The organism is Collinsella sp. AF20-14LB (assembly GCF_003459505.1).
GTDB lineage: Bacteria > Actinomycetota > Coriobacteriia > Coriobacteriales > Coriobacteriaceae > Collinsella.
In genome coordinates this window covers 218,249-238,548 of sequence record NZ_QRWD01000001.1, presented here as the reverse complement: position 1 = coordinate 238,548, position 20,300 = coordinate 218,249, and the positions used below count along the sequence as shown (strand labels likewise).

The window sequence follows — 20,300 nt, the reverse complement described above, 5'->3', positions numbered from 1 at the left end:
AGGAGGAACGTGTTGAACATCACCGCTTCTGACGTCAAGGACGCCAAGCTCACCGCTACGGTCACCATCCCGGCCGCCGACGTCGACGCCGCGATCAAGAAGGCCTACAAGGACACCGCCAAGAAGTACCGCTTCCCGGGCTTCCGTGCCGGCAAGGCTCCCCGTCCGGTCATCGACTCCGCTCTTGGCGCCGAGGCTACCCTCGCTCAGGCCACCAACGACCTGATCGCCGCCAACGAGCCCGCCGTCCTCAACGAGCTGGACATCGTCCCCACCAAGAACGGTGACTACAAGGAGCTCGACCTCGCCAAGGATCACGAGGACTACACCTACACCGTCGAGTTCTCTCTGCGTCCCGCCGCCGAGCTCTCCTCCTTCGACGCCGTCGAGATCGAGATGCCTCCCGCGGAGGTCACCGAGTCCGAGATCAACAACCAGGTCGAGATGCTTCTCAACTACCGTGCCACCTTCGAGGGCGTCGAGGGTCGCGCCGTCGAGGCCGAGGACTACGTCACCGTCGACCTCAAGGCCGTCGAGAACGCCGATAACTTCGCCGCCGAGGGCCGTATGCTCATCGCCGGTAGCGACAGCAACCCCGCCGAGTTCAACGAGGCTCTGATCGGCGCCAACGTTGACGACGTCAAGTCCGTCACCTGGACCGACGAGGCCGAGGAGGGCGAGGAGGCCGAGACCCACACCGTCGAGGTCACCGTCAAGGGCATCAAGGTCCGCAACACCCCCGAGCTCACCGACGAGCTCGTCAAGTCCGACTTTGGCTTCGACAGCATCGACGCTATGCGCGACGCCATCAAGATCGAGATCGAGCAGGACAAGGCTTCCCGCCTCCCGGCCGAGAAGGAGAACCGTTGCGTCTCCGCTCTCGCCGAGCGCCTGCAGCTCGACGAGATGGATGCCGACTACGAGCAGTCCGTCTTTGAGGAGCTTGGCCAGAACTTCCTGTCCAACCTCGCTGCCCGCGGCATGACGCTGGACACCTGGCTGCCCGCTTCCGGCCTGACCATGGAGCAGTTCATCGGCGACCTGCACAAGCAGGCCAACGACGTTGCCCGTGAGTCCCTGGCGCTCGACGCCCTCGCCCGTGAGCTCAAGATTGAGGTCACCGAGGACGACATCAACGCCGAGTTCGAGAAGGCCGGCGTCAAGGACGTCGAGGCTTCCAAGGCCGAGTTCATCGCCGATGGTCGCATGCCTGCCGTCCGTGAGTCCATCCGTCGCTCCAAGGCCGTCGACCACCTGGTCGAGAACGCCAAGGTGACCGAGGTCGACGAGACCGCCAAGGACGCCGAGTAATTCTCGCCACCTTGCCCGCGAGCGCATGCGTGCGCCTGTGATGGGGTAAAGTTATACACCGGTTATCCGGTTGCTTCGTACGGTGCCAGCCAATGCATAGCATGCGGGCACCGTACGTTTATCTAGAACCAATTTGGTCCGCAAGAGAGAAATGGAGATACGTATGATCGCTAAGTTCGATTCCGCCCTCGTGCCATACGTTATCGAGCAGACGCCGCGCGGCGAGCGCAGCTACGATATCTATTCGCGCCTGCTCAACGACCGCATCATCTTCTTGGGCGAGGAGATCAACTCCGTCAGCGCCAACCTGGTCGTTGCCCAGCTGCTGCATCTTGAGAGCCAGGATGCCGAGAAGGATATCTCGCTCTACATCAATTCGCCCGGCGGCGAGGTTTACTCCGGCCTGGCGATTCTTGACACCATGAACTTTATCAAGCCGCAGGTCTCCACCATCTGCGTCGGTATGGCTGCGTCCATGGCCGCCGTGCTGCTTTCGGCTGGCGCCAAGGGTAAGCGCTTCTGCCTGCCGCACTCCAAGGTCATGATTCACCAGCCCAGCGGCGGTGCCCAGGGCCAGCAGACCGAGATCGAGATCGTTGCCGAGGAGATCAAGAAGACCCGCCGCGAGCTCAATCAGATCCTGTCCGATGCCTCGGGCCAGCCCATCGAGAAGGTCCAGGCCGATACCGAGCGCGACAACTACCTGACCGCTGCCGAGGCCCTCGACTACGGCCTGATCGACCGTATCGTCACCTCGCGCGATCTCGCCGCGAAGGACGCCTAGGATGGCAGGAAACATGCAGGACAACTTTGACGAGAATGGCAACCCCATCCGCTGCTCCTTCTGCGGAAAAGAGCAGGGGCAGGTCCGTCGCCTCGTAAAGGGTCCGACCAACATCTTTATCTGTGACGAGTGCGTCGCCGCTTGCTCTGAGATCTTGGAGGAGTCGCTGGCTTCGGACTTTATGGACGCTGCCCGCAACGGCAAGCTGCCGGGCTTCCTCAACGATCACGGCCAGGCTGCCGGTCAGCCCGCCGTGGACCCCGAGGCCGAGGGCTTTGAGCTCGAGGACGACCGCCAGGTCATCACGCACGTGCCGACGCCGCACGAGATCTATGACGAGCTTTCGGCTTATGTCATGGGCCAAGAGGACGCCAAGCGCGCCATGTCGGTTGCCGTGTACAACCATTACCGCCGCGTCATCGAGGGCGGTGCTGCGCTTTCGGCCTTTGACGACGGTTTGGACTCGCAGCTTGACGATGACATGGACGAGGTGGAGCTCGCCAAGTCCAACATCCTGCTGCTCGGTCCCACCGGTACCGGCAAGACCCTGTTGGCCCAGACGCTCGCGCGCATCCTCGAGGTGCCGTTTGCCATCGCCGATGCCACCGCGCTCACCGAGGCTGGTTATGTTGGCGAGGACGTGGAGAACATCCTGCTCAAGCTCATCAATGCTGCCGATGGCGACATTGAGCGCGCTCAGGTGGGCATTATCTACGTGGACGAGATTGACAAGATTGCCCGCAAGGCCGAGAACCTCTCCATTACCCGCGATGTCTCGGGCGAGGGTGTGCAGCAGGCGCTGCTTAAGATTCTTGAGGGCACGGTGGCCAGCGTTCCGCCTACCGGTGGCCGCAAGCATCCCCAGCAGGAGCTGCTGCAGATCGACACGACTAACATCCTGTTTATCTGCGGCGGTGCCTTTGTGGGTCTGGACAAGATCATCGCCGACCGCGTGGGCAACAAGGGCGTGGGCTTTAACTCCGAGATCGCCGGCCCCACCTCGGTCGACGAGAACGACCTGCTGCGTCAGGTGCTCCCGCAGGACCTCAACGCCTTTGGCATGATCCCCGAGTTCGTGGGCCGTACGCCCGTTGTCACCCAGACGCAGGCGCTCGACGAGGACGACCTGGTGTCGATTCTGACCGAGCCCAAGAACGCCGTGGTGCGTCAGTACCGCAAGATGTTCCAGCTCGAGGACGTTGAGCTTGAGTTTGAGGCCGCGGCCCTTCATGAGATCGCCCGTATGGCGCTCGCCCGCAAGACCGGCGCCCGCGGCCTGCGTTCCATTTGCGAGGACGTGCTTCAGCAGACGATGTTCGACCTCCCCAGCGAGGAAGGCGTAGCCAAGGTCGTCGTAACCGAAGCCTCCGTAAAGGGCGAAGAACAGCCCCAGCGCATCTACGGCTAAACCAGCCAAAAACGTGCTTGCAAATAGCCTCTGACCATCCGCGGTCGGAGGCTATTTTATATATACGCAATAACCCCAACTACCTGTGTTATTCTGTGTGTTTGTTTAAGCCTCAGCGAAGTCATATCAGACTGAAGTAATCGATACCTAAGGGGAGGAATGCAGACCCTGGCGGGCCTACATTCCTCCCCGGCGGGACAGGGAGAGATATATGGAAGAGATGCCCAAGAACTACGATCCGTCGACCAACGAGCCGGCGATCCTGCAGAAGTGGCTCGACGGCGGCTACTACAAGCGCCGCGAGGGCGTGGGCGACTGCACCGTCACCATTCCGCCTCCCAACGTGACCGGCAAGCTCCACATGGGTCACGCTACCGACGACTCCATCCAGGACGCCATCGTCCGTATGGCCCGCATGCGCGGCAAGTCCACGCGCTGGGTGCTGGGCACCGATCACGCCGGTATCGCCACGCAGACCAAGGTCGACAAGAAGCTCAAGAGCGAGGGCATCAGCCGCCTGGAGATCGGTCGCGATAAGTTTGTCGACGCCTGCTGGGACTGGACCCACGAGTACGGCGGCATCATCGTCGAGCAGATCAAGCGCATGGGCTGCTCCGTCGACTTCGACAACGAGCGCTTCACCATGGACGAGGATTACGCCCAGGCTGTGCGTAAGGTCTTCTGTGACTGGTACCATGACGGCCTGATCTATCGCGGCAAGCGCATCGTCAACTGGTGCCCCAACTGCACCACCGCCATCTCGGACGACGAGGCTGAGTATAAGGACGAGAAGGGCCACCTGTGGCACCTGCGCTACCCGCTGACCGAGCCGGTCAACGGCCAGGACTACATCGTCGTCGCCACCACGCGCCCCGAGACCATGCTCGGCGACACGGGCGTTGCCGTCTCCCCGAAGGACCCCGAGAAGGCCGCCTTCGTGGGCAAGACCGTCAAGCTCCCCATCGTCGACCGCGAGATCCCCATCTTTGAGGATTGGCATGTCGACGCCAACTTCGGTTCCGGCTTTGTCAAGGTTACCCCGGCCCACGACCCCAACGATTACGCCATGGGTCAGGCCCACGATCTGCCGCAGATCAACATCTTCGACGAGCACGCTGTGGTCGTCGAGGGCTATGGCGAGTTCACCGGCATGAACCGCGACGAGTGCCGCGAGGCGGTCATCAAGTGGTTCGAGGAGCACGACCTGCTCGACCACGTCGAAGAGCTCGACCACTCCGTCATGCACTGCTACCGTTGCGACTCCGCGCTGGAGCCGTGGCTGTCCGAGCAGTGGTTTGTGGCCGTCGACAAGCTCAAGGGGCCGGCACTCGACGCCGTTAACTCCGGCAAGGTCACCTTCCACCCCGCGCGCTGGACGCAGACCTACACCACCTGGATGGAGAACCTCAAGGACTGGTGCATCAGCCGCCAGCTGTGGTGGGGCCACCGCATCCCCGTGTTCTACTGCGAGGACTGCGGCTGGGAGGACGCCCTTACCGAGGACACCGACGTGTGCCCCAAGTGCGGCGGCCATCACGTCCATCAGGACGAGAACGTGCTGGACACCTGGTTCAGCTCGCAGCTGTGGACCTTCGCCACGCAGGGCTGGCCGCAAAAGCCGGAGCTGCTCGAGGGCCATCATCCCACGACGGCGCTCGTCACCGCACGCGACATCATCGCGCTGTGGGTCGCCCGCATGGTCATGAGCTCGCTGTACTTCCTGGACGAGGTGCCGTTTAAGGACGTCGTCATCTACCCGACGATCCTGGCCAAGGACGGCAGCCGCATGTCCAAGTCCAAAGGCAACGGTGTTGACCCCATGGACCTCATTGGCATGTACGGCGCCGACGCCATGCGCTACAACCTGCTCACGCTGTGTACCAACAACCAGGATGTTAAGTTCGACGCGAACATCGACAAGAAGACCAAGAAGCTCATCGACAGCCCGCGTACCGACCAGGCAAAGAGCTTTGTGACCAAGATCTGGAACGCCAGCCGCTTCCTGCTCATGAACATGGAGGGCTACACGCCCGGCGAGCCCGTCGTGGAGACGCCGGCCGACGCCTGGATGTTCAGCCGCCTGGCCAAGGCCGTGAAGATGGTCACCGAGGGCATCGAGAACTACACCTTTGGCGACATGGCCCGCGGCGTGCAGCAGTTCTTCTGGAACGAGGTCTGCGACTGGTACGTCGAGGTCACCAAGGCCCGCCTGAAGGGCGAGGGGCGTCTGCAGGCTCAACGCAACCTGATCTTTGTGCTCGATACCTCCATTCGTCTGATGCACCCGCTCATGCCGTTTGTCACCGAGGAGATCTGGGACAACATGCCGGCGAGTGTGCTCGACCTGGACGCCGAGGGCAACGTGGACCGCGCCGAGGCGCTCATGATCGCCAAGTGGCCCGAGCCCGCCGACTACGCCAAGTACGTCGACGAGCCCGCCGAGCGCGCGTTTGAGCTGTGCCGTGCCGTCGTGTCTGCCGCCCGTGCCACCCGTTCGCGTTATCGCTTAAGCCCCAAGGCGGAGCTCGACGTTGTCGTGCGCGCCGGCGCCGAGGATATCGAGAAGCTCGAGAGCCTGCGCTCCACGATTGAGCCGCTGGCCAACACGGCTTCGCTGGTTATGGGCACTGACGTTGAGAAGCCGGCCGCGAGCATTGCCGTGGTCGACAGCGGCGTCGAGGTCTTTGTGGTGCTCGAGGGCAAGGTTGACCTTTCGGCCGAGAAGGCACGTCTGGAGAAGGAGATCGCCGCGGCCCAGAAGGAGCTTGCCGGCTGCGAGAAGACGCTCGCCAACGAGGGCTTTGTGGCTAAGGCCGCGCCCGCGGTGGTCCAGAAGAAGAGGGACCGTGCAGCTGAGCTCAAGGAGATCCTGGCGGCGCTGACTGCTCAGGTTGCTGACTTCTCGTAAGGTTTACTCGGGGGCGCGTCCCGACGCTTTGCTCGCTACTGCGGACACCTATTCCGCCGTTCTAACGAACGGCGGCTGACTCGACGCTGCAAACGCCTCTGATGGCCAATCTGCCGTTCAACTTCGGGCGCATGGGCATAAGCCCTATGCGCCCTTGTTTCACGGCACCTTGGCTCATCAGAGGCGTTTTCGCTGACTATCCTCAACCTATACTGTTTTATTTTTCTATGAATGGCGGTTCTAAAAATGCCTAAGCGTTCTGGCTTGTATACCGTTCCTTTTGAGTTTGATTTGCTTTCGTTTGATGAGGCTGTTGGGCTTGCTGCTGATACGGGGCGGATTTCTGGGGATGCTGGGCCTCTGCTTGAGACGGTTGTCGATATGCTCGATGAGCTGGGACGTCCGGACGAGTATTTCGATTGCATTCAGGTTGCCGGTACCAATGGCAAGACTTCGACCACGCGTTTTTCGGCTGCCATCCTTCGTGGTGAGGGGTTAAAGACCGCACTGTATACGTCTCCGCAGCTTGTGCGCTATCCCGAGCGCATGGAGGTTGATGGGCGCGTTGTGAGCGACGAGGCCTTTGCCCGTGGCGTTTCTGCCGCCGTCGAGGCGGGGCATCGCGTGAATGCTCGTCGTGTAGCGGCGGGGGAGCGCGCCTATACCATCACGCCGTTTGACCTGCTGACGGCTGCCGCACTGGTGGTGTTTGCCGAGGCCGCGGTAGATGTTGCTGTGCTCGAGGTTGGCATGGGCGGCCGTTGGGACGCCACGAGTGCGACCGATCCCGTCGCCGTTGCCATCACCGGCATCGGGCTCGACCACACGCGCATTTTGGGCGACACGCTCGAGGCAATTGGGGGGGAGAAGGCCGCGGTCATCAAGCCCGGGCGCTTGGTTGTGCTGGGCGAGGGCACGCACGAGGCGAGCGTTCAGCGCGTGATGGATGCCCGTTGCCGCGAGTGCGGCGTCGTGCCGCTCGTGGTGAGCCACGCCACGACCAAGGTGCCGGCGCATGTGGGCGATACGGTTGAGTTTAGCTGCACCACGCCGCGCGCGATTTATACGTCGAGCATGGTCAAGCCGGCCTATCAGCCGCAGAATGCCGCGTGCGCGATTATGCTGTGCGAGGGGTATTTGGGTCGCGAGCTCGACCACGAGGCACTGGATGCTTCGCTTATGGGCTGCCCCACGCCGGGTCGCTTTGATGTGCTGGGAACCGATCCGCTCAAGCTGATTGATGCCTGCCATAACCCTCAGAGCTGCGAGAACTTTGTGAGCGCACTGGATGAGATCGACCCGTGCGTGGAGAATCGCCCCACGCTGCTGTGCGCCGCGCTTGCCGACAAGGACGTGGCGGGTATCGTTGACGTGCTGATTCCGGCCTTCCCGCGTGTAGTCGTAACGCAGACCGATTCCGATCGCGCCCTACCGGCAGAGGAGCTCGCTGCCCTGGTGGACGCCGATAAGCTCGCAGGTGTGTACCCTAGTGTATCCGAGACTCTCGCCGCCTTCGATGCCGCGGGCGAGCCCTTCGTAGCCGCCGGCACAATCACCCTAGCCGGCGAAGTGGCGAGGCTGCTGCGCTAACCCCACCCGTGGGTAGCTAATTTGGGCTGCTCGCCAGGAAATGGGCCTATTTACTACGTTTAATCGACTGCCCTCGACCACGCCGAGACTTGTGAAATTAAAACCGCAGGTAGAAGTCTTGCAGATTTTCAAAAAAGACCCGCATGGTCGACCCATGCGGGTTAAACGTAGTAGATAGGCCGTTTTCGTGGCGCAGCTCTAGGCTTTCAAATTGATCGACTTGCCCCCTTGGCAGTTGCGGTGAAATAGTTCCTGGATTTTGCCTACGTGGGCCCATCTGGGAACTATTCCACCGCAACTTATTGAGGGGCTATTGGGAAGGGGCTAGTCTAGGCGGACTGGGTCGTGGGGGTAGGCGTTGAGAATCTCGACGCCGTTCTCGGTCACCAGGGCCAGGTCCTCGATGCGGACGCCGGTGCGGTCGGGGAGGTAGATGCCCGGTTCGATGGAGAACGTCATGCCCGGCTCTACGACCTGCTCGTTGACGAGCGAGACGTCGCCCGGCTCGTGGTCCTGCAGGCCGATCGAGTGACCCAGGCGATGCGTAAAGTATTCGCCGTAGCCCGCGTCCTCAATCACGTCGCGCGCGGCACGGTCCAGGTCGCACATGCGCACGCCCGGTGCGATGAGCGCCTCGGCGGTCTCGTTGGCGCGGCGCACGATATCGTAGATGCGTGCGGTTTCCTCGTCCGGCTCGCCCCAAAAGAACGTGCGCGTCATGTCCGAGCAATAGTTGCAGCGGCGTCCGCCAATGTCGAACAGCACCACGTCGCCGCGCTTGAGCACGGTGTCGTCGGGTTCGTGATGCGGGTCGCCGGCGTTGGCGCCAAAGCTCACGATGGGCGGAAAGCTAAAGCCCTCGCAGCCGTGCTTGCGGTACAGACCGAGCATCTGATCGGCAATTTCGCGCTCCGTCACGCCTTCATGGACGAGCTTGATGGCGTCGGCCATCACGGCGTCGTTGGCGGCCGAGGACGCGCGCATAAGCTCCTGCTCGGTAGCGTCTTTGTAGGTGCGTGCGGCGGTGACGGCAAAGTCACCCAGGAAAAACTCGCTGGCGGCGTGGCGCTCCATGAGCGGCATCAAAAAGCCGGAGCGCATGACGGTGTCGATGCCGAGCGGTTTGGTCGGATCGACCTCGCGAGTGATGGCGTCGGTCACGACGTCGGTATCGGTGTGGTAGGCAACGCGGGCATTGTCATACTCTGGCAGCTGGTGCAGGGCGTTGACTAGGATCACCGGCTCGGCACCGCGCGCGAGCAGCACGCCGCAAAAACGCTCGAACATATCGGCATAAAAGCCGGTTAGGTAATAGATCGACCACGGGTCATTCACGAGCAGCTGCGCACCGGGGTGCTGAGCCTCGAGCGCATCGAGCACGCGCGCCACGCGCTGGTCATCGACATGTGCCATGAAACATCCTTTCGCTAGGCTGCCACCATGGTATCCCAAGCCCGGCACATAGGGACGTTCCTTTTATGCCGGCACTTCGGGACACTCCTTGCAAAAGCAGCTAAAAGAGCCCGTCCCAAATTTGCTTCTTAGGCTGGGTCGATGTCCATACTGGCGACTAGGTCAATGTTGGTGTCGAGAAGATCTTCCAGCACGACGTCGCCCATGCGGATGGGGGCGTTGACGACTAGGCCTCGGATGAGGTTCATGGCTTGGGCGTGGAGTTCTAGCGGGATGGCTTCGGCCGTGCGGACGGGGAGTAGGGCTTCGTCGCCGCCGGAGACGGCCACGGTCGTTGTGAGCACGCGCATGGGGCAGGTGAGCTCCTGATGTGCGAACGTATCGCCGCGCGGGCAGTTGTTACCGGTTACGGAGCGCACTTCCACCACGGTGCCATTGGCGTCGTGCTCCACCTCTACGGTCAGGAGGCACTCGGATGGGCAGGTGGTGCAGTTGAACTGCAGCGTCTCGGTCACATTCGTACTCATGAGCTATGCCTCCTCAACGGGATCGACGGACAGGACGATTTCGCTGGCACCCAGGTCGAGTGCGCGTTGAATCACCTTAGCCGGCAGCGGGAAGCTTTCCATGACGCTCGGTTTAAACGCGCGGACTTTGCCCGCAAACACTTCTTCGCCGTTGGCCAAGATGCGTACTCGAGCGGTATCGACCGGCCGGCGTACGCGGAAGTTGAGCTTGGTGAGCGCCACAGCCGTAATGCGTCCCGGCAGCGCGTAGCCCGCAATGCCGGCAGGGGAGACCGTGAGCTCGCAGCTCGTGTCCGCGACCGCGTTCGTTTCGGCCCCGCCACCCAGCGCGTACGCCGCCGCGGCTGCACCGGCGTGCTCGGACTCGGTCGTCACGTTGTCGGCCAGGTCGTGCACGTGCAGCACGTTGCCACAGGCAAAGATGCCCGGCACGCCTGTCTGGAGGCTCTGGTCAACTACGGCGCCGCGCGTGCGTGGGTCAAGCTCCACGCCCGCGGCAACCGAAAGCTCGTTCTCGGGAATCAATCCCACCGAAAGCAGCAGTGTGTCACACGGAACAACGCGCTCGGTCCCCGGAATGGGCGCCAGGCGCTCGTCGACCTGGCTTACCTCGACGGCCTCCACGCGGTCGTGCCCGATCACGCGCGTGACCGTGGTGGACAGGTGCAGCGGAATGTCAAAGTCGTCCAGGCAGTTCTTCACATTGCGGCGCAGGCCGTTGGCGTACGGCATGAGCTCGTACACGCCCTCGACCGAAATCCCCTCGAGCGTGCAGCGACGTGCCATGATAAGCCCGATATCGCCCGAACCCAAAATGACGGCGCGCGAGCCGGGTTTGAGGTTTTCGATATTGATGTATCGCTGCGCCAAGCCGGCCGTAAATACGCCGGCGGGACGGCTACCGGGAATCTTGATCTCGCTGCGGGTGCGCTCGCGGCAGCCCATGGCAAGGACGACCGCGCGCCCGGTGAGCTGCAGCATGCCGGCAGGGCTCATGAGCGTGACGGCATGGACCGCAGTGTCTTCCGCAGGCTCGCCTGAATCAATCCCAAGCACCATGCTGTTCAGGAACAGCGCAATGTCGGTTGCGTGCACCTGGTCGATAAAGCGCTGCGCGTACTCAGGACCGGTGAGCTCCTGTTTAAAGTGCGACAGGCCAAAGCCGGGGTGGATGCACTGGCGGAGGATGCCGCCCAGGTGCTGCTCGCGCTCCACGATGGCCACGCGCGCTCCGGCCTTATGCGCGGCCAGCGCGGCCGCCATGCCGGAGGGGCCGCCGCCGATAACGACCACGTCAAAGACTTGCGTTTGTACGGCTTCTACGACGCCGCAATCAATCGTGCTCGATCCGAATTCCGCCATCCTAGCGCACCCCCTTCAGCGGTCCCTCAACCAGCCAAGATCCGGCGTCCTCCAGTAATACCTCGCTGGGGTCGCAGTCCAGCTCTCGGGCAAGGATCGCCACCACACGGCTCTGGCAAAAGCCACTTTGGCACCGACCCATGCCGGCACGGCAGCGGCGCTTAACGCCCTCGACCGAAACTGCGCCCGGGCGACGTCGGATCGCGGTCACAATCTCGGCCTCGGGCACCGTCTCGCAGCGGCAGACAATCTGCCCCCACGCAGGATCGGACTCAATGAGCTCTTCCTTGCGCGCAAGCGGCGCGCGGTCAAAGTCGTCCGGCGCAAGGCGGATCGGGTCCCAATCGGCACGTTCGCGCAGGGTCACGCCCGCATTGCGCAGCACCTGTTCCATGCGTTCGGCAATGGCCGGCGCGCTCGCCACGCCCGGCGACTGAATGCCCGCCGCCTGGAACAGGCCCGGCACCACGGCCGACTGCCCAATAAAAAAGTCGTTCGTACCTTGAATGACCGGGCGCCCGCCGGCGAACGCGCGCACCACGCGGCGCGTGTCCAGGTCGGGCACCAGCTTGCGCGCGCCGGTCAGCAGCGCGTTCACATCGCTCGCATAGGTCTGCGTGTCGCCCGGTTCGCGCACGGCAGCCGTGGCGGTGATCACGGTGTTGCCATGCACAGTGCCTGTCACGATAACGCCCTTGGACACCGGCGTGGGTACGGGGTAGAGCGGCATGAGCGTGCGCGGCTCCTTATCCAGCACCACGATGTTGCCCTGACGCCAGACCATCTGGAACTCCTCGGCGCCTGCCATATGCGAGATGTCGGCGGCTCCGTTGCCCGCGGCGTTGATCAGGTAGCGGCAGCGCACGTCTCCGGCGGGCGTCGCCAGCGTAAAGCGCGTGGCTCCGTCATCCGAGCCGGCAACTTCAATTGCCTCCACCGGCGCAGACCGCATAAACGTCACGCCGTTGGCAGCTGCGTTCTCCAGCGCGGCGATGGCAACCTCAAACGGGTCGACAAACCCAGTCGATGGGCACCATAACGCGCACGTTGCATTGGCACTGGCGCGCGGCTCTAATATGTGGATGCGGTCGGGTCCGACGATCGACAGCTCGGGCACTCCGTTGGCCAGGCCGTTGCACCGTAGCTGCTCCAGATGCGCGCGGTCCTCGTCGTTAAAGCCCAACACCATCGACCCGGTGCGGCAGAACAGAAAGCCCAGCTCCTGCGCCCACGTACCGTACAACTCGCAGCCACGGGCGTTGACCTGCGCCTTTACGGTGCCCGGTGTCGGATCGTAGCCGGCGTGCACCAGGCCGCCATTGGCCTTCGACGCGCCCAGCGCAATATCGTTAGCCGCCTCGACCACGCAAATGGACAGGTCAAACCGCGCGAGCTGCCGCGCGATGGCGCATCCGGTGATGCCCGCGCCCACAATCGCGATATCAAACGTTTCTGTCACAGTGCCTCCCAGACGAGTTGACAGGCTGTCAATACGACTATCCTACGGTCTGCACACCCCCAGTGCGGCGGCAATGCGGCGAACAGCCCCGCAACACCCGCCAACGGCAGACGAGGTGAGACCCGGCACGGATGTCGACCTCGTTAGACCGCGGGCAACACCACCCAAGCTCGCGGTCGATGCCGCCACCCGTTACAGATTGAGATGTTTCTATCCGACCATGCCTGCGACCTGCCAAATCGTTAACCCCCGTGTTACACTAACTCGAGCTGTAACTACCCCGAAAGGTACCCGTAATGTCCAAGTACATCTCCGAGCTCATGTCGCCGCAGCTTATGGGCGTCGTCTATGCCTTCGTTGGCTTTATCATCGCCCTGTATGTGCTGTCGGTCGTCTATGTGTTCATCGACGCTCGCCGCCGCGGCGCCAGCGCCTACGTGGCATGGGGCATCATCGCCCTCATCCCGTTTGTAGGCCTCATCGCCTACCTGGTCTTGCGCCCGCACTCCTACGCGTCCGACCGCGAGGAGCAGGAGCTGGACATGGCCCTGCGCGAGCGCCAGCTTGCCCAGTACGGCACCTGCCCGCAGTGCGGCGCGCCCATCGAGAAGGACTTCGTCGTCTGCCCGGTGTGCGATACCCAGGTTCGCAACGTGTGTCCCAGCTGCCATCGCCCGCTCGATGCGCATTGGAAGGTCTGCCCCTACTGCCGAACTCGCATCCAGTAACGCATCCATCGCCGGGCCGGCCGCAAGCCACGGGCTCCGCGCACCCCGCGCATCCCACGGCCGCCACGCGCCCCGCGCCGCCCCACACGATGAAGCATGCGTAGAAAATCGCCCGCCGTGCCATTAAGGTGCGGCGGGCGCTTGTATACCAAGGCAACCTGCCTATAATGATGCAAGTCAAAAACGCCGAGCGCATCGCACGCATTTGCGCTAGGCATCCGAGAGGAGAAAACATACCCATGAAGGCACTCTACAATGACGGTTCGGTGGCCGAGCTCCCGCAGGACGAGGTCACGCACGTCATCCGTCACTCCGCCGCGCACATCATGGCGCAGGCCATCAAGCGCCTGTACCCCGAGGCCGACTTTGCCTACGGTCCCGCGACCGACAACGGCTTCTACTACGACGTCGACCTGCCCGAGGGCGTCAAGATCAGCGAGGACGACTTCCCCGCGATCGAGGCCGAGATGAAAAAGATCGTCAAGGAGAACCTCAAGTTTTCCGTGTACGAGAAGCCCCGTGCCGAGGCCATCGCCCTTATGGAGGAGCGCGGCGAGAAGTACAAGGTCGAGCACATCGGCGACCTGGACGACGACGCCCGCATCACCTTCTATCAGCAGGGCGACTACATCGACATGTGCGTCGGCCCCCACATCTGCTACACCAAGGCGCTCAAGGCCTTTAAGCTCACCGGCGTCTCGGGCGCCTACTGGAAGGGCGACAAGGACAACAAGATGCTCACCCGCATCAACGGCGTCGCCTTTGCCACCAAGGAAGAGCTCGACGAGCACATGCACATGCTGGAGGAGGCCAAGAAGCGCGATCACCGCAAGATCGGCCGCGAGATGGACCTCTTTATGATGCGCGATGAGGCCCCCGGCTTCCCGTTCTTCCTGCCCAACGGCATGATCCTTAAAAACACGCTGCTGGACTACTGGCGCGAGATTCACCACAAGGCCGGCTATGTGGAGATCTCCACACCGCTCATCATGAACAAGCAGCTGTGGAAGACCTCGGGCCACTGGGACCACTACAAGGACAACATGTACTCCACCGTCATCGACGACGAAGAGTACTGCATTAAGCCCATGAACTGCCCGGGCGGCGTGCTGGTGTACGCCTCCAAGCCGCACTCCTATCGCGAGCTGCCCATCCGCGCCGGCGAGATTGGCCTGGTGCACCGCCACGAGCTGCGTGGCGCCCTGCACGGCCTGTTCCGCGTGCGTTGCTTTAACCAGGACGACGCCCACCTGTTTGTGCGTCCCGACCAGCTGACCGACGAGATCGTGGGCGTGGTCAACCTCATCGACTCCGTGTACCAAAAGTTCGGCTTTAAGTACCACGTTGAGCTTTCCACCCGCCCCGAGGACTCCATGGGTTCGGACGAGGACTGGGCTCGCGCCGAGGAGGGCCTGCGTGCCGCTCTGGAGAAGCTGGGCATGGACTACGAGGTCAACGAGGGCGACGGCGCCTTCTACGGCCCCAAGATCGACTTCCACCTGGAGGACTCGCTCGGCCGTACCTGGCAGTGCGGTACCGTCCAGCTCGACTTCCAGATGCCGCTCAACTTTGACCTGGAGTACGTGGACGCCGACGGCACCAAGAAGCGCCCCATCATGCTGCATCGCGTGTGCTTTGGCTCCATCGAGCGCTTCATCGGCATTTTGATTGAGCACTTTGCGGGCAAGTTCCCCACCTGGCTGGCCCCCGTGCAGGTCAAGGCACTTCCCGTCTCCGAGAAGAGCCGCGACTACGCTCACGAGGTGTGCGCCAAGCTGGAGGAGGCCGGCATCCGTGTGGTCTGTGACGACCGCGACGAGAAGATTGGCTACAAGATCCGCGAGGCTCGCAGCATCGACCGCGTGCCCTACATGCTCATCCTTGGCGAGAAGGAGGTCGAGGCCGGCAACATCTCCGTCCGCGACCGCTCCAACGAGACCGTTCAGATGAGCGTTGATGAGTTTGTGGCCAAGGTGCTCGAGGAGATCAAGACTCGCGCCTAGCATAAACAACACAAGAATTAACAAAGGCGATCGTCCTATAGGGCGGTCGCCTTTTTTGTTGTCTATAGAAGAAAAGCCGCTGGTTAGTGCGGCTTTTTTGTTGTGCAAAAAGGTACAGGTTTTTGTAGAGGCGTATGGAGATGCACCCATTCGCGGCGTATTTTGTGCAATCTGGGAAAACGCGAGCAGTTTCCTCGTATAATGAGCAACGTCGAAAGATACAAAAACCTGTACTTTTGCGACTGCGCCTAGCTGCGAGCGAGAAGCCTGTTCTTAACGCCCCTGCATCCGCGTGTGTCGCGGAGCAAGGAAGGGGGGCGAGAGATGGAACAGACAATGCGGCGCCAAGAGCAGCTGCCCGGTGCCTTTAGTGGCGCCACTACCAACAGCCAGCACGGCCGCGTCCGCTGGTATCTGGTCCACACCCCCAACGGTAAAGAGCGCGAGACCTGCGAAAAGGTCCGCCGCATTATCCCGCACGAGCTGATGCGGGACGCTTTTGTGATGCAAAAGGAGTTCTGGTTTAAGCGGGACGGCGCCTGGTCGCTCCAAACCAAACCTATGTACAAGGAATATTTCTTCGTCGCCACGCGCGATGCCGCCTTGCTCGATAGAGCTTTGGCCCAGTTGAGCTTTGGCTGTCGCATTGCCGGCAGCAAGGAGCGGGCCTATGCGCCCATGCCGGACGATGCACAGGACTGGTACCGCAGCGTGCTCGACGATGACGGCGTGGTGCGCAACAGTGTGGCCCGCATAGAAGACGGTGTATTGCACATAGAGCAGGGGCCCTTGGTGGGGCAAGAGGCCCGTGTGCACAAGATTGATCGTCGCAAGCGCTGGTGCCTGGTAGACGTGGGCGAAGGCGACTCCGGTTTTAGGGAGCTGCTTCCGTTAGACGTACCTAGCAAAACGTAAGGGAGACGTTGCATCGGCAATTCGTTCGCATTTTGAATTCATGGACGGGGGGGGGTTCCTGGGGACAGGAACGTATGTTTTATTGTGGCTGAAAAAGAACTAACAGAGAGTAATGGGCCCGCGGGGGCGGCGCTGATTGCTCAGGCCATGGGCCGGCGTGAGGGCGGCGGCCGCTACAGGGCCATGCAATCCATCATGGACTGGGACCGCTCGCGCCTGGGCTACCGAGCCGTCAAGCGCGCGTTCGACATCGCGTTCAGCGGCTGCGTGCTGGCCGTCATCGCCATTCCGAGCCTGGTGCTCGCCGCGGCCATCCGCCTGGAGAGCGAGGGCAACCCGTTCTACAGCCAGATCCGCGTGGGGCAGACCCGTCCCGACGGCAGCCTGTCCACCTTCCGCATGTGGAAGTTCCGCTCCATGTACAAGGACGCCGACGAGCGCCTCGCCGAGCTCAAGGAGCAAAACGAGATCGCCGGCGCCATGTTCAAGATGAGGGAGGACCCCCGCGTCACCAAGATCGGCAAGTTCATCCGCAAGCACTCCATCGACGAGTTCCCGCAGTTCGTCAACGTGTTCCTGGGCCAGATGTCCGTCGTCGGCCCGCGCCCGCCGCTACCCAACGAGGTCGCGGAGTACACGGAGTACGACCTGCAGCGCCTGGCCGTGAAGCCGGGCATCACCGGCTGGTGGCAAGTCACGGAGCGTAACTCGACAGGGTTCGATGGCATGGTCCGTCGTGACCTTGAATATATCGCCAACCGAGGCGTCATAACCGACCTCAAGATCGTCGTCCTCACGGTGATCGAGGTCATCACCGGCAAGGGTGCGTGCTAGATGCTTCAGGACTATTCAAAATACTCTGAGCTAAATCGTGTCCCGGTGATTGACGTTCCGATCACCGGGACAAACATGTCCGACTGCATCGATTTCCTTGCGGAACATATCAATAATCTCCATGGCGAGTACATATGCGTCTCGAATGCACACACGTCCGTTATGGCTCATGACGATCCGAGTTATTGGGCCTGTCAGGCGGAATCGCTCATGTCCGTCCCTGACGGTAAGCCCCTGTCGGTGGTTGGTCGTAAGACTGTCGATTCGATGGATCGCGTGACCGGACCGGACTTAATGCGTGAGATTTTCGAGATTTCCAGTCAATACGGATGGAGTCATTACTTCTACGGAAACGAGCAGAAGAACCTCGACGCCCTTAAGCAAACGCTGCTAAGGGATTACCCGAATCTTAACATCGCAGGAATGGAGCCCTCTGTTTTCCGTTCGTTAAGCGAAATCGAAAAGGCTGAGCTTTCCAATCGTATTGCCGACTCTGGAGCCGATTTCGCATGGATTGCCCTCGGAGCCCCTCGTCAGGAAGTCCTCATGCACGAGCTCAAAGGAGGGCCACAGCCGTTAATGATTGGCGTCGGTGGCGCCTTTAATGTCCTCGCTGGCGTGGTGCCGGAGGCGCCGATATGGATGCAGAACCTGAGTCTTGAGTGGCTATACCGACTTATCCAGGAACCGAAGCGACTATTCAAACGATATCTCGTTACCAATACCAAATTTCTCTTTTACCAATTCACGGGCGCCAAGCGCAAGGAAGGCAAGTAAATGAATCCTACGACCGCATTTAAAGACAAGACCCTCATGATCACGGGCGGCACCGGCTCATTCGGCAACACCGTGCTCAAGCACTTCATGGATACCGACCTGGCAGAGATCCGCATCTTCTCGCGCGACGAGAAGAAGCAGGACGACATGCGCCACCTCCTGCAGGAGAGGTCCCCGGAGCTCGCCTCCAAGGTGCGCTTCTTCATCGGCGACGTCCGCAACGCCCAGAGCGTGCGCGACGCCATGCACGGCGTGGACTACATCTTCCACGCCGCCGCCTTGAAGCAGGTGCCCTCCTGCGAGTTCTTCCCCATGGAGGCCGTCCGCACCAACGTCATCGGCACGGACAACGTCCTGCACGCCGCCATCGACGAGGGCGTGGACCGCGTCGTGTGCCTGTCCACCGACAAGGCCGCATACCCCATCAACGCCATGGGCAAGTCCAAGGCCATGATGGAGTCCATCATCTACGCCAACGCCCGCAACGGCGCCGGCCGCACCACCATCTGCTGCACCCGCTACGGCAACGTCATGTGCTCGCGCGGCAGCGTCATCCCGCTGTTCATCGACCGCATCCGCAAGGGCGAGCCGCTCACCGTGACCGACCCCAACATGACCCGCTTCCTCATGAACCTGGACGAGGCCGTCGACCTGGTGCAGTTCGCCTTCGAGCACGCCAACCCCGGCGACCTGTTCATCCAGAAGGCCCCGGCATCCACGATCGGCGACCTCGCCGAGGCCGTGCAGGAGGTCTTCGGCCGCACGGGCACCCAGGTCATCGGCACCCGCCACGGCGAGAAGCTCTTCGAGACCCTCATGACCCGCGAGGAGCGCCTGCGCGCCGAGGACATGGGCGGCTACTACCGCGTCGCCTGCGACTCGCGCGACCTGAACTACGACAAGTTCGTCGTGGACGGCGAGGTGGAGACCCAGGCAGACGAGTCCTACACCTCCCACAACACCGAGAGGCTCGACGTGGCCGGCACCATCGCCAAGATCAAGACCGCCGAGTACGTGCAGCTGGCCCTGGAGGGCCGCGAGCACGAGGCGGTGCAGTAGGGTGCGCGTACTCGTCACCGGCGCGAAGGGCTTCGTGGGCAGGAACCTCTGCTGCGCGCTGAAGAACGTCCGCGACGGCAAGGACCGTCGCGAGAGATACGCGGGCCTGCTCCCGCTCGAGGTCATGGAGTACGACGTCGACTCGACGCCCGAGGAGCTGGAGGAATACTGCTCCCGCGCCGACTTCGTGTTCAACCTGGCCGGCGTCAACCGCCCCAAGGACCAGTCCGAGTTCATGGAGGGCAACTTCGGGTTCGCCTCCACGCTGCTGGGCACCTTGGAGCGCTACGGGAACACGTGCCCCGTCATGCTCTCCAGCTCCGCGCAGGCGAGCCTGTCGGGCCGCTTCGAGGGCTCCGTCTACGGCGAGTCCAAGCTCGCGGGGGAGGGCCTCTTCCGCGGGTACTCGGAGCGCACCGGCGCCCCGGTGCTCATCTACCGCTTCCCCAACCTCTACGGAAAGTGGTGCCGCCCGCGCTACAACTCCGCCGTGGCGACCTTCTGCGACTCCATCGCGAACGGCCGCCCCTACACCGTGAACGACCCCTCCGTGGAGCTGGAGCTCCTCTACATCGACGACCTCGTCGACGAGATGCTGGGGGCGCTACTGGGGCAGGAGCACCGCTGCGGCTACGAGGGGCTCGAGAGGGTAGGGGGCGAGGAGTTCTGCTACGTCCCCGGGACCGACGTGAGGACCCTGGGCGAGATCGTCTACCTGCTGGGCAGCTTCCGCGACAGCCGCGAGACGCTTGCCGTCCCCGACCTCACCGACGGCTCCTTCTCCAAGAAGCTCTGGAGCACGTTCCTGTCCTACTACGAGCCGGGGCATTTCGCCTACAAACTGAAGCCCAACGTGGACGAGCGCGGCTCGTTCACCGAGTTCCTGCGCACGCCGGAGCGCGGCCAGGTCTCCGTCAACGTGTCCAGGCCCGGCATCACCAAGGGCAACCACTGGCACATGAGCAAGTGGGAGAGGTTCCTGGTGGTCTCCGGCACCGCGAGCATCAGGCTGAGGAAGGTGGGGGAGGACGCCGAGGGCAACCCCTACCCGGTCGACGAGTACGTCGTCTCCGGCTCCGACATGCGCGCCGTGGAGATGATCCCCGGCTACACGCACTCTATAACCAACCTGTCCGACACCGAGGACCTCGTGACGGTCATGTGGGCCAACGAGCCCTTCGACCCCGAGAGCCCCGACACCTACTACGAGGAGGTCTAGCCG

General features: G+C 62.4%; 16 protein-coding genes. 12 read left to right on the top strand and 4 right to left on the bottom strand.

Translation table 11 applies throughout. From position 1 onward, the window contains the following. Positions 1-9 precede the first annotated feature (9 nt). The 5 genes from tig to DWX63_RS01050 all read left to right on the top strand — a co-directional run bounded on the left by tig (position 10) and on the right by DWX63_RS01050 (position 8,001). The gene (gene tig / locus DWX63_RS01070; RefSeq protein ID WP_233514423.1) at positions 10-1,311 is read left to right on the top strand and encodes a trigger factor; all 1,302 of its coding nucleotides are present in this window, start codon (positions 10-12) and stop codon (positions 1,309-1,311) included. Positions 1,312-1,474: 163 nt separating this feature from the next. After that, on the top strand, positions 1,475-2,095 hold the full coding sequence (locus DWX63_RS01065) for an ATP-dependent Clp protease proteolytic subunit (RefSeq protein WP_022095182.1): 621 nt from the start codon (positions 1,475-1,477) through the stop codon (positions 2,093-2,095). 1 nt (position 2,096) lies between these two features. After that, complete coding sequence (gene clpX / locus DWX63_RS01060; protein WP_117842544.1) at positions 2,097-3,503, top strand: ATP-dependent Clp protease ATP-binding subunit ClpX; 1,407 nt, start codon at positions 2,097-2,099, stop codon at positions 3,501-3,503. A gap of 211 nt (positions 3,504-3,714) precedes the next feature. After that, positions 3,715-6,411 (top strand): valine--tRNA ligase, encoded by a 2,697-nt coding sequence (locus tag DWX63_RS01055; RefSeq protein ID WP_117842543.1) that lies wholly within the window; start codon positions 3,715-3,717, stop codon positions 6,409-6,411. Between the two features lie 246 nt (positions 6,412-6,657). Beyond that, complete coding sequence (locus tag DWX63_RS01050) at positions 6,658-8,001, top strand: folylpolyglutamate synthase/dihydrofolate synthase family protein (RefSeq protein WP_117842542.1); 1,344 nt, start codon at positions 6,658-6,660, stop codon at positions 7,999-8,001. Between the two features lie 324 nt (positions 8,002-8,325). Here the strand turns inward: DWX63_RS01050 and DWX63_RS01045 are convergent, their stop codons facing one another. The 4 genes from DWX63_RS01045 to DWX63_RS01030 form a co-directional block, all read right to left on the bottom strand. After that, complete coding sequence (locus DWX63_RS01045; protein ID WP_117842541.1) at positions 8,326-9,414, bottom strand: Xaa-Pro peptidase family protein; 1,089 nt, start codon at positions 9,412-9,414, stop codon at positions 8,326-8,328. Positions 9,415-9,542: 128 nt separating this feature from the next. After that, a complete protein-coding gene (locus DWX63_RS01040) occupies positions 9,543-9,941 on the bottom strand; it encodes a DUF1667 domain-containing protein (protein WP_117639243.1) in 399 nt (132 codons plus the stop codon). A 3-nt stretch (positions 9,942-9,944) separates the two neighbouring features. Beyond that, positions 9,945-11,303, bottom strand: coding sequence for an NAD(P)/FAD-dependent oxidoreductase (locus tag DWX63_RS01035; protein WP_117842540.1), 1,359 nt, complete (start codon positions 11,301-11,303; stop codon positions 9,945-9,947). 1 nt (position 11,304) lies between these two features. Further along, positions 11,305-12,762 carry an NAD(P)/FAD-dependent oxidoreductase gene (locus DWX63_RS01030; protein WP_117842539.1) on the bottom strand — a complete coding sequence of 486 codons (1,458 nt, stop codon included), beginning with the start codon at positions 12,760-12,762 and terminating at the stop codon, positions 11,305-11,307. A gap of 296 nt (positions 12,763-13,058) precedes the next feature. On the opposite strand from DWX63_RS01030, the gene DWX63_RS01025 reads away from it, so the two are divergent. The 7 genes from DWX63_RS01025 (at position 13,059) to DWX63_RS00995 (ending at position 20,297) form a co-directional block, all read left to right on the top strand. Next, positions 13,059-13,490, top strand: a complete 432-nt coding sequence (locus DWX63_RS01025) for a zinc ribbon domain-containing protein (RefSeq protein WP_055251579.1) — start codon at positions 13,059-13,061, stop codon at positions 13,488-13,490. Positions 13,491-13,729: 239 nt separating this feature from the next. Continuing rightward, positions 13,730-15,493, top strand: coding sequence for a threonine--tRNA ligase (thrS, locus tag DWX63_RS01020; RefSeq protein WP_117842538.1), 1,764 nt, complete (start codon positions 13,730-13,732; stop codon positions 15,491-15,493). A gap of 324 nt (positions 15,494-15,817) precedes the next feature. Then, on the top strand, positions 15,818-16,408 hold the full coding sequence (locus tag DWX63_RS01015) for a hypothetical protein (RefSeq protein WP_117842537.1): 591 nt from the start codon (positions 15,818-15,820) through the stop codon (positions 16,406-16,408). 147 nt (positions 16,409-16,555) lie between these two features. Continuing rightward, positions 16,556-17,242 carry a sugar transferase gene (locus DWX63_RS01010; protein WP_117842536.1) on the top strand — a complete coding sequence of 229 codons (687 nt, stop codon included), beginning with the start codon at positions 16,556-16,558 and terminating at the stop codon, positions 17,240-17,242. Further along, positions 17,243-18,019, top strand: a complete 777-nt coding sequence (locus tag DWX63_RS01005; protein WP_117842535.1) for a WecB/TagA/CpsF family glycosyltransferase — start codon at positions 17,243-17,245, stop codon at positions 18,017-18,019. After that, positions 18,020-19,078 carry a polysaccharide biosynthesis protein gene (locus DWX63_RS01000; RefSeq protein ID WP_117842534.1) on the top strand — a complete coding sequence of 353 codons (1,059 nt, stop codon included), beginning with the start codon at positions 18,020-18,022 and terminating at the stop codon, positions 19,076-19,078. Between the two features lies 1 nt (position 19,079). Further along, positions 19,080-20,297 carry an NAD-dependent epimerase/dehydratase family protein gene (locus DWX63_RS00995; RefSeq protein WP_117842533.1) on the top strand — a complete coding sequence of 406 codons (1,218 nt, stop codon included), beginning with the start codon at positions 19,080-19,082 and terminating at the stop codon, positions 20,295-20,297. Positions 20,298-20,300: the final 3 nt, after the last annotated feature.